A 5,833-nucleotide genomic window follows, 5' to 3' on the forward strand; every position below is an offset into this window, starting at 1 on the left:
GCCGATGACTGGTGCCTGATGGTGGCAGGCGACCGCGACCATGCGGAAACCCTGTGTGAGGAGATCGCGGGGGTTCTGTCCACGGTGGGCCTACGCCTGTCCGAGGGCAAGACCCTGATCACCCATATCGACGAGGGTCTGGACTTCCTGGGGTGGCGCATCCAACGCCATCTGAAGAAGGGGACGACGGATCGGCGCTTCGTCTACACCTACCCGGCGAAGAAATCTCTCGCCAATATCACCATGAAGGTGAAGGCGTTGTGCGGGCAGACCACGAACCAAGACCTGGCCGACCTGCTGCCTGGCCTCAACCAGGCACTGCGGGGCTGGTGCACCTACTTCCAACCAGGGGTGTCCTCGAAAACGTTCCAGTACCTGCGCGCTTACGTCTGGAAGCACGTCTGGGAATGGATCCGGAGGAAGCACCCCAAGAACAACTGGAAGGAACTCCGCCGCCGCTACTGCGACGGCGGCTGGTGGCCCAGCAGCAACGGGATAACCCTCTTCAACCCCGGCGAGGTACGCACGACCACCTACCGGTACCGAGGAAAAAGCATCCCCACGCCATGGCCGGTCGAACAGTGAGGAGCGCCATCATGCCCGAGCGGGACCTGCGGAGAGCCGGATGCGTAGAGATGCGCATGTCCGGTTCGGGAAGCGGCTCGCGGAAATCCACCGGTGGAGACACCGGCAGGGCGCCGCGGGTCGACTTTCACCAAAATTTCTTGACGATGCCGGGGGCGGTGGAGGACATGCTCGCCGAGGCCCGCGGCTACCGGCTGTCCATGACCCTAGCCCACCAGCACCTGCGCCAGCTCCCCGACGATTTGGCCGACGCGCTGAGCACGAACGCCCGCAGCAAACTGTTCTTCGGCGTCAGTCCAAAAGACGCCGCGGATCTGTCCCGGCATGTCAGCCCTGTTCTGACCCAGCATGACCTCGCCCGGCTCCCCGCCTGGACCGCCGCGGCCCGCTTGGTGGTCGACCAGGCCGACACCGCCGCGTTCACCCTACGAACCCGACCCCTCCCACCCCCGACCCCGGGCCGCGCCGAGGCGCTGCGAGTGGCAGCGCGGCGGCACACCGGCGCACCCGATGCCGGGCGCGGGCCCCGGTCCGGCCTGGCGGGGGGTGGCCAGTGAGTGGCGGTGAGCAGACCCTGCTGGAGGTGTCCGGGCGGATGACCAGCCGGGACCGGTGGATATTCGCGATGCTGCACGAACACCGGGTCCTGACCCGCCACCAGCTCACCCGCCTGGCGTTCACCGGTGACCGGATGACCCGGCTACGCCTGGCGACCCTGACCCGGCTGCAGACCCTCGACCGGCTCCGCCCCTACTACGGCCAAGGCCGCGGCACCGGCCCCTACCACTACGCCCTCGGTCCGGCCGGGGCGGCGATCCTCGCCGCCGAACGCGGCATGAGTGTCGCCGAACTCGGCTACCGCCGAGACAAGCTGCACGCCTGGGCGAACTCCCCGCGCCTCGGTCACCACCTCGGCGTCAACGCGGTGTTCACCGCCCTCGTCCACGCCAGCCGCCCCCGCCCCGACCATGAAGGGCTCACCGTCTGGTGGTCCGAACAACGCGCCGCCGCGCTGTGGGGGCAGTGGATCCGCCCCGACGGCTACGGCACTTGGCAGACCGGGCGGCGCCGGCTCGATTTCTTCGTCGAGTTCGACACCGGCAGCGAAAGCCTCTCCCAGGTCGCCCGCAAGATCCCCGGCTACACCCGCCTCGCCGCCTCCAGCGGCCTGACCAGCCCCGTGCTGATCTGGCTCCCGTCCGCGACCCGGGAACGGGAACTACGCGCCCGCCTCACCGCCAGCCCGGCCGGGGTCGTCATCGTCACCGCCGCCCCCGCCCCCCTCACCACCAGCCCCCTCACCCCCACCGCCCCGGCCACCGAACCGGCCGACCTCGCCCCCGCCCGCCCGGTCTGGCTGCCGCTGCACGCCACCACCCGCACCGACCTCGACGGACTCACCACCCGCTACGGCACCCCGATCGTCAGCCGGTCCCCGTTCGACGACCCCGACCCCCCGGACGACGAGGAGACCGACCCGGCGCCGGCACCGCGCCCACCCGCGCCGCACTTCGGGCCGCGGTCCCCCCTCGGCCCTGCGTGACCCGGCTCGCCGTCGGACTGTGCGCGCTGCTGCTCGCCATCCCACTGCTCGCCGGCGGGGTGGCGGCCGGCCTGCTCGGCGGCGAGGCCGCCGCCGGCGGGCAGCCGGCGCCCTCCCCGGCCGCCGCGGGGGAGATCCCCGTCGACTACCAGCGGCTCTATGTCGCCGCGGCGGCGACCTGCCCGGGGCTGGCGTGGACGGTGCTGGCCGCGGTCGGCAAAGTCGAGACCGACCACGGGCAGAATCCGGACTGGACCTCGGACGCCGGGGCGGTCGGGCCGATGCAGTTTCTGCCTGCCACTTTCGCCGCCTACGGGGTCGACGGCGACGCCGACGGAACCAGCGACATCAACAATCCCGCCGACGCGGTCTACTCCGCCGCCCACTATCTGTGCGTCTCCGGCGCACGCGACGGCGCGAATATACCCGGGGCGCTCTACGCCTATAACCACGACACCTCGTACGTGACGCGGGTTCTCACCCAGGCCGACGTTTACACCACCCCCGACCTCACCACCCGCAGCGGCCCTTCTACGGCTGCGCTGACCGCGGTGGACTACGCCACCGCGCAGCTCGGCCTCCCGTACCTGTGGGGTGGAGACGGGCCCGATTATGGCGAGAAAGGCTTTGATTGTTCGGGGCTGAGCCGGGCCGCCTACGCCGCCGCCGGAATCGCCATCCCCCGTGTCGCCCAGGACCAGTTCAACGCCGGACCACACCTACCCCCAGGAACCCCCCTGGAAATCGGAGACCTCGTCTTCTACGGCACGTCCGACATTGACATCACCCACGTCGGAATTTATATTGGCAGCGGGAACATGGTGAACGCGCCCCGGCGCGGGGCCCCGGTACGGACCGAAACCTACGTCCGCCCCAGCTACCGCGGAGCCACCCGACCCGCCCCCGCATCGGCAGGCCTTCCCTAACCCCGCGCCGCCTGCGCCACCCGGCCGCGGTGGCGCAGGCGGGCCCGAGGGACCCTTACCACGGAACCCCCTCCAGCCATGCAGGGAAAAACCGAACCCCTACCCTCCTTTATACCCTCCATTATTCCCGCCACCATTCCCTCCATTATTCCCTCCGATTAGGGCTGGAGGGGGGCCTGGGAGGTAAAACCGCAGGTCAGCGGCCCGCAGCCCCCTCCGGTCGGCGGCCAGGCTACGCCGCCCGGAGGCCTGGAAAACACGTGCGGCGGCCCGGCGCCCGCCCGGGGGGCGGACACCGGGCCACCTCACGGTTTTCCGCCTCCGGGCGGCTATCCGCCCTGGGCCCGGCGTCCCGCCGGCCCCAGGCCCGGCCCGCGCCCGCCCGCGTGCGCGGGGCCGGGCGTCGCCCGTCCGGGAAGGTGGGCGGCGGGCCGCCGCCGGTCGCGTGCGCGCAACCCAACCACCACCTTTCGTTGTCGCGCCGATTCCGTTGTCACCATTCTATCTCATTCCGCGTGCATTCCCACCCCCGTTTTCATGACTCTTTTCGCCCATTACCTATCCGCGCATACGCGGATAGCTCGCATTCGCCNTTCAGGCAAGCGCATTTCCATGACTCTTTTCAAAAACATTCCCTAAAGAGTCATGGAAAATCCCTTCCCATTCGCGAACGGGCCAGGTTAATGTTGTCCCACACCGAAAACGCACCGCCCGAACGGAACGCGAAACGCGAAACCCGAACGGGAAACCGGTACCGCGAACGATGCGACCGGGGATGCGAACGCCAGTGAACCCACACCCCCCTGTAAAGGAGCACGGCCATGCGTCTGCCGCGCCTACGCCGCCCCGGACGGCGATCCGGCCTGAAGGGAATCATCCAGTCCTGGACGATCCCGGCGTCGGGACACCCCGCCCTGACGTGGACACCGGGCTTCCCGGGGTCGCAGCTACAGGTCACCGTCTTCGAAAGGAACGACGAAACGGTGATCTTCGTGGACACCCCATATACCCGGGACACCCCGGACCGCATGACGGACCTTGCGGTCTTCGTCAACAGCAGGCTCATCCACGCCGAGCGCGTCTTTTCCTGACCTGGTCCGGCCGGGGGCACGTGCCATCCAGGACGCATACCCCGCCCATCCTCACCCCCGCCGTAAGGAAACCACGATGGTCGACCGGACCACCCCTTTGATCGCCGTGTTCCCGCACCCGTCCGGGGTCTACTACGCGCACCTGGTCGACCCCACCGCCGGAATCAACGTGGTCGCCCCGACCCCGTTCGACACCACCACCCTGCCCGTCGAACACGTCGCCACGCGGCTACGGAAAGTGCGTGGCAATGAGGACGCCGTCGTCCGCCCGTTCCGCACCGCCGACAAGTGGATCAACCACGCCCGGCACGAAGGACACCTGGAAGCGATCACCGAAGCATTCGGCCACCCCACCACCCCGGAAGGATCCCGCGCGTCATGACCGACCCGACCCACCCCACCCCCGCCCCCGACGGGGTTCCGGTACCGCCCGGGGCGCGGCTCCTCACCCCCGATGAAGCCGCGCACCTGATCGTCACCGGTGACCATNCGGNCAGCCAGAACGGGTCCGCCTTGTTCGACGCCGCCTTGATCGGGCTCATACGCGACGGTCAGATACGCGCCGCGCAGCTNCCCGACGGNACGCTCGCCTTCGCCGTCGTTCCCGACACCGCCTGAACCANGCAACACCCGCTGTCCGGCCCCGGGGTGCGTCTACCCGCCCCCGGGGCCCGACCCCCGCACCGCCGCACACCACCCATTCCCCGGCCGCCCCGTACCCCTACCTGCCTGGAGATCAGGATGAGCAGCCCTGCCCCGACCCCGCCCGCACCTGCCGACGCCGCCGCCAGCCCTCGCCTTGCGCCGTTCGGGCTGCGCCACCTGGTCGCCCAGTACCTGCTCGACCACCCCTCTGACTCCCATACGCCGACGGCCGTGGCGACCGCCCTGGCACGCAGCGGCGGCGCGGTCGGGAACGCGCTGGACCGCCTCGCCGCCGCAGGCCAGGCGACCCTCACGTGTGCCAAGCCCCTGCGGTACACGGCCACCCCCACCACGCAGGACGCCCTGACCGGGCGTACCGGCACCCCACCCGTGGCAAAGCCCCGCCCCACCCCAGCCCCACCCCCGGCGGTGGTGCCGAAGGCTCGGCCGGCCCTTCCGCCCACGACGCCGGACGGGGGGATCATCCGCCCGTCGGGGCAGGTGTACCGGCCCCGGAAGCTGGCGGACCTGCCTGACGTGGACGTCCTGCGCAAGCTACGCGCCGCCGAAGTACCGGTCCTGCTCTACGGCCCGCCCGGCACGGGGAAGACGAGCGTGATCGAAGCCGCCTTCGGGGACGACTTGATCACGATCGCGGGGGACGGGGACACCCAGGTCGGGGACCTGATCGGGGAATACACCCAGACCCCCGACGGCCGGTATGAATTCATCTACGGGCCGCTGATCACCGCCATGGTGGAAGGCAAGGCCCTGTTGATCGACGACGCGACGTTGATCAGCCCGGCGGTCCTCGCGGTGGTCTATCCCGCGATGGATGGTCGCAAGCGGATCGTGGTGAAGGCGCACAAGGGCGAGACGATCACTGCCGCCCCCGGCTTCTACATCATCGCCGGGCACAACCCGGGCGTGCACGGGGCGATCCTCACCGAGGCGCTGTCGAGCAGGTTCTCCGTGCAGGTCGAAGTGTCGACCGATTTCGATCTGGCCACCCGACTCAAGATCGACAGGCGGGCGGTGACCGT

General features: G+C 69.9%; 7 protein-coding genes. All 7 read left to right on the forward strand.

Features of this window, described 5'->3' with window-relative positions; translation table 11 throughout:
• Positions 1-585, forward strand: a 585-nt coding sequence (locus B056_RS0106920; RefSeq protein WP_018501158.1) for a group II intron maturase-specific domain-containing protein, incomplete at its 5' end; no start/stop codon positions are given.
• 140 nt (positions 586-725) lie between these two features.
• Positions 726-1,142: a type IV secretory system conjugative DNA transfer family protein gene (locus B056_RS35525; RefSeq protein WP_230202867.1), complete on the forward strand. Its 417-nt coding sequence runs from the start codon at positions 726-728 to the stop codon at positions 1,140-1,142.
• A complete protein-coding gene (locus tag B056_RS45305; protein ID WP_018501160.1) occupies positions 1,139-2,128 on the forward strand; it encodes a replication-relaxation family protein in 990 nt (329 codons plus the stop codon). The genes B056_RS35525 and B056_RS45305 overlap by 4 nt, the downstream gene beginning before the upstream one ends.
• Positions 2,125-3,054, forward strand: a complete 930-nt coding sequence (locus B056_RS0106935; protein ID WP_018501161.1) for a bifunctional lytic transglycosylase/C40 family peptidase — start codon at positions 2,125-2,127, stop codon at positions 3,052-3,054. The genes B056_RS45305 and B056_RS0106935 overlap by 4 nt, the downstream gene beginning before the upstream one ends.
• A gap of 821 nt (positions 3,055-3,875) precedes the next feature.
• Entirely contained in the window at positions 3,876-4,145 is a 270-nt protein-coding gene (locus tag B056_RS0106940) for a hypothetical protein (protein ID WP_020572353.1), read from the forward strand.
• Between the two features lie 76 nt (positions 4,146-4,221).
• Positions 4,222-4,527, forward strand: a complete 306-nt coding sequence (locus tag B056_RS0106945) for a hypothetical protein (protein WP_026239420.1) — start codon at positions 4,222-4,224, stop codon at positions 4,525-4,527.
• A gap of 359 nt (positions 4,528-4,886) precedes the next feature.
• Positions 4,887-5,833 (forward strand): AAA family ATPase (locus B056_RS0106955; protein WP_035750443.1); only part of this gene is annotated, 947 nt, incomplete at its 3' end.

Origin of the sequence: Parafrankia discariae (assembly GCF_000373365.1) — a bacterium.
Classification (GTDB): domain Bacteria; phylum Actinomycetota; class Actinomycetes; order Frankiales; family Frankiaceae; genus Parafrankia; species Parafrankia discariae.

Coding starts and splice junctions, on each gene's coding strand:
- B056_RS0106940 (WP_020572353.1), top strand. CDS start 3,876: ATGCGTCTGCCGCGCCTACGCCGCCCCGGACGGCGATCCGGCCTGAAG.
- B056_RS0106945 (WP_026239420.1), top strand. CDS start 4,222: ATGGTCGACCGGACCACCCCTTTGATCGCCGTGTTCCCGCACCCGTCC.